The 4,695-nt window shown below is 35.5% G+C and carries 4 protein-coding genes; 2 read left to right on the top strand and 2 right to left on the bottom strand.

Annotated elements, in window-relative coordinates; translation table 11 throughout:
* Positions 1-475: 475 nt before the first annotated feature.
* Positions 476-1,366: a DUF2268 domain-containing putative Zn-dependent protease gene (locus EDD58_RS14660; RefSeq protein WP_131926877.1), complete on the bottom strand. Its 891-nt coding sequence runs from the start codon at positions 1,364-1,366 to the stop codon at positions 476-478.
* Positions 1,367-1,375: 9 nt separating this feature from the next.
* The gene (locus tag EDD58_RS14655; protein WP_131926875.1) at positions 1,376-2,122 is read right to left on the bottom strand and encodes a MerR family transcriptional regulator; all 747 of its coding nucleotides are present in this window, start codon (positions 2,120-2,122) and stop codon (positions 1,376-1,378) included.
* Positions 2,123-2,461: 339 nt separating this feature from the next.
* On the opposite strand from EDD58_RS14655, the gene EDD58_RS14650 reads away from it, so the two are divergent.
* Positions 2,462-3,844 (top strand): amino acid permease, encoded by a 1,383-nt coding sequence (locus tag EDD58_RS14650; protein ID WP_131926873.1) that lies wholly within the window; start codon positions 2,462-2,464, stop codon positions 3,842-3,844.
* 93 nt (positions 3,845-3,937) lie between these two features.
* Positions 3,938-4,519, top strand: coding sequence for a 3'-5' exonuclease (locus tag EDD58_RS14645; RefSeq protein ID WP_131926871.1), 582 nt, complete (start codon positions 3,938-3,940; stop codon positions 4,517-4,519).
* Positions 4,520-4,695 lie beyond the last annotated feature (176 nt).

Below are 4,695 nucleotides of genomic sequence, written 5' to 3'. Positions count from 1 at the left end.
ACTTCTTCCGGTGAATGCAACATGACATCTAGACTAGATATCGTGTTCTTCCATATTCACATTTTCAAGGTGCAATCTTCATCTCGTCGCATCTTTTGGCGACAAAAATTAATATAACACCTTTCAAAAGAAAAAACAACCCCTAATAAGAAAAAAACCTCTCTCCAGATCCCTATTCATAAACATTTGGTAGTCGTCCGAACATTCCACCAAAAGGAACTCCAACTCATACCAATTTCTTTATTACTTTGTTTTACGATATCCCTGAATGCAGATGTCTCACGACTCTAAGTTGGTTTTCTTGACTAATTTTAAGATAGTAAATAAACGCCCTTAATGTTGCAGTTTCGTAAAAGGCCCCATTACAGAGTTCTCATCATCAATTGCTAATAATACCAAATCATTTAGTCAATAGTTAAACAATGAAAGCATTACCACACTCTAATAGTAATACTTCATTAGTTAAATCGAGTTATTAGAAAAAAGCACAATTATTTATTATTTCATCTGTTCTAAGTAAAGTAGCTTCTCTAATCCCCACATGATTAGCTTTCATAAAAGACTGTACTACTTGGTATCCAACTGCATAACCCGCAAATGGTGATAATCCAACCGGTTGATATCCCTGCTCATTTGCAAATGTATCACCAAACATGTAACTGCTAACTTCGGAAAATCCTTTCACATTTAACGCCCCTTTGATTACTTCCGTTGAGTATTCTAAGTCTTCTTCATCAAAAGAGGTAACCCAAGGCCCTAGTAAATCTTCACCATAAAGTTCTTTAGCAAATGACTCAGCTAATCCCTCTATAACTAAGTAATCACCAACAGTCACGTTCCCATGATCCCAATCAAAATATGAAAAACGGATATTATGATGAAATTCATGTGCAATTAGAGCGGGAATTTTCGGGATATTATATGGGTTAGGGTAGATAGTAACTTGAATAAATCCCGGAATTCCCCCAAAACCACAATATCCTTTCTGTAACTCCAGTTTTTTAGGATCAGCTATATACAATCCAAACTTTAATTCATCAGTTTTTATATTTAAATTATTCTTTTGAATAAAGTTAACACAACGTTTCAGTGTATCATGTGCCGTTTGAAGAACTTGAATTTCTTTTAGCCTCTTCAATGCGATTCTTCCAGTTTCCGTATCTAATATACGAAGAAATCCAAGCATATTTGTAGCCATGATTACATCGTATCCATTGGGTTCTTTAGTTTCTAAAGGAACATTCATTGTACTCCACATCTTTTCAAAAGGCTTCATCATACCATATCGAAAGAAGTTCTCTCTTCCTTCTGCCAAAGAGAATAATTTTTCATATTGTTCGATTGTATTTTCAATGACTATTCTCATTGCAACCACCTATGTTCTTTTGTTATTATCTGAAAAAAATTTCATCGCTTCACTCATAAACTTCGCTAATCCCTCACCATACTTGTCAATGTTTCTGGTAAAGCGTTCATCCTCAATATAAAGTTGACTTAATCCATAAAATGCCTCAAGAGAGTATTCACCAAAGTTTTCATTTAAAAAACCATACCACTCTTCAATTATTGATTGAACTTCTTGGGATTCTGGGGATTGTTTACGAAGGAGTGCAAGCTTTTTAAAGATCAAATCCCATCGTTCAGATAAACTTCTTTGCTCATCTTTAGACATTCTCTCTAATTTTGCATTTGCCTGATCGACAGCTTGCTTCCCCCAACGTTTACGAGCCTCTTGTTCATAAGGATTATGATTAAAGTCAATCCCTTCAAATCTTTCTTCGTTTGTCATATGAATTTCCCCAATCATATGTTTAATTGTTTTATCAATGGTAACAATCATCTTATCGAGTTTATTCCGCTTCTCAATCAACATTTTTCGTTGTAAAATCAACGCTTCGTGCCGATTAAATAAAGGACTATGAATAATCTTTTTTATTTCCTTTAGAGAGAAACCAAGTTCTTTAAAAAACAAAATTTGTTGTAACATCTCCAAGTTTTCCTCTGAGTAAATTCGATAACCTGATTCGGTTGTTTCTTTTGGAGTTAACAAACCAATCTCATCGTAATGATGGAGTGTACGGATACTAACTCCAACCAAATCAGCTACTTCTTTAACTTTCATAGCTCTTTTTACACCCCTTTAATTGCACTATAAAGTATCACACAACGTAAGAGTCAATAAAAAACAATTTATTAGAAACTCGTTTTGAATAGTGTTTTGTTGAACAGAAATTAAATAGAACTCCTTACACATAAACAAAAATAAAAGTGGCATATTATGATTATCAAATTAATTTAACAGCTAAATGATTAACTTTCTTTTTGAGATGTTAATCTTTCTGATGATTTCTCCATTTGAAACATAGACTCATAAACTGTAGTATAGATAATGCAAAATAATTCTATATCTACTTAAAAATTATTTCATTCAGCATTTCCGAAAAGGAAAGTAGGGGATATAATGCCAAATAATAATCCTGTTAAGAACAATGATTTTTCGAGAGAATTAAGTGATCGTCACATCCAACTCATCGCCATTGGAGGAGCTATTGGGGTAGGCTTGTTCTTAGGATCAGCAAAAGCAATCCAAACAGCTGGACCTGCACTAGTTCTTGCCTATGCACTTGGTGGATTAGTTATCTTTTTTGTGATGAGAGCACTAGGGGAATTAGCCCTTTATCGACCGGTCGTCGGCTCTTTTAGTGCCTATGCTAACGAGTTTATTGGCCCTTGGGCTGGATTTATAACCGGCTGGACTTATTGGTTTATGTGGGTAGTTACGGGAATGGCAGAAATCACAGCTGTAGGTGTTTATGCCCAGTATTGGTTTCCTGGAATCCCGCAATGGATTCCAGCTTTAATCGCTTTGTTATTTGTCTATTTGATCAACTTAATTGCTGTAAAACTATTTGGGGAGTTTGAGTTTTGGTTTGCATTAATTAAAGTGGTCACCATCATTCTTCTTATTGTTGTAGGCCTTGTTATCATTACAACAGGCTTCGGCAACAATGGACAACCCATTGGCTTTTCAAACCTTTGGGAGCATAACGGATTCATGCCGAATGGTGTTTTAGGGGTTTTACTTTCTTTACAAATGGTAATGTTCGCTTTTCTAGGAGTAGAATTGGTCGGTGTTACAGCTGGTGAGGCCAAAGACCCAGAAAAAACCATGCCCTCCGCAATCAATAAGATCCTTTGGAGAATTTTAATCTTCTATATTGGGGCTTTGTTAGTTATCATGTCTTTATATCCTTGGATTGAGCTTGATGGAAAAACAAGCCCATTTGTACTTACATTTCAACACATTGGAATTCCCGCCGCTGCAGGCATTATTAACTTCGTTGTGCTAACAGCTGCACTCTCTTCTTGCAATAGCGGCATTTTTAGTACAGGTCGCATGTTGTATACATTAGCGAATTCACGTCAAGCACCACGAATGTTAGGAGCTGTAAGCAAACGTAAAGTTCCCGCACGTGGAATTACATTGTCTGCTATTGCTTTGCTATTTGGTGTAGTACTTAATTACATCATGCCTGAAAAAGCATTTATTTATATTACCAGTGTAGCTACTTCTGGTGCTCTTTGGATCTGGGGGATTATCTTATTTTCTCACATCAAATATCGTCAAGCTGTTAAGCAACATAAAGTTCGTGAGAGTTCTTTTAAAATGCCTGGTGCCCCTTGGACCAACTGGATCGCACTTTTCTTTTTAGGATTCGTTGCTGTATTACTTGGTTTCAATGAAGAAACACGGGTTGCCCTTTATGTTGCTCCTATTTGGTTTCTCATTCTGGTGATTAGTTACCAATTTGTCCGTAGACGACAAGAGTCAAAAGATATATAAAAAACTAAGCTACCTCTGCATAGAGGTAGCTTTTTTAATGGTACTATATAAATTAACTATTTATATTGATTGAAAAGATTGGAGAGACACTTCATGACTCAACTACTCATCATTGATCTAGAATCAACATGCTATGAAAAAACTAAACAACCACCTTATTTCTTTTCTGAAATCATTGAATTTGGAGCTGTAGTATTTGATGTAAATACTTTAAAACAAGTAGAGGGGTATCAGACTTTTGTTCGTCCAACCCTATTTCCTCAATTAAGTCCTTTCTGCAAATCACTTACAACAATCACTCAAGAACAAGTAGAAACTGGAAAATCGATCGAAACAGCGATTACTGAATTAAATGAACTTTCCAGACGAACCAAATCTATATTTAGTTCTTGGGGGTTTTATGATCAACGCCAGACAATGGCTGTTTGTAGACGGTTTCAACTCAAGTATCCATTTCTCCCCCAACATATCAATCTGAAGCAAGCGCACAAAGAGTTCTATCAATTGAAAAGACCTTTAGGGATGAAACAAGCACTTCAATACCTTAGTTTAAACTTATCAGGAACCCACCATCGTGGAATAGATGATGCAAAAAACATTGCAAAAATTGCTAATCAAATGATTGAGGATGGATGGGATCCACTCTCTTCTATTCATTGGGTAAAAGATAAATAGTACTACTAAAGTGATTTTCTACAAAATCTTTGGTTCACCATACATTAAAAAAACTACACTTTGCAGTGTAGTTTTTTTAATGTATTCCCTGAAAACTAAAGAGTGAGTAAAAGCATGACCTGAGAGAGAAAATTCGTTTCGTCATGTATCATAAAGATACTCCGTAGAAAGGAGGT

It is taken from the genome of Hazenella coriacea (genome assembly GCF_004341825.1).
GTDB classification, from domain to species: domain Bacteria; phylum Bacillota; class Bacilli; order Thermoactinomycetales; family Thermoactinomycetaceae; genus Hazenella; species Hazenella coriacea.
This window is presented reverse-complemented; position numbering and strand designations above follow the sequence as displayed.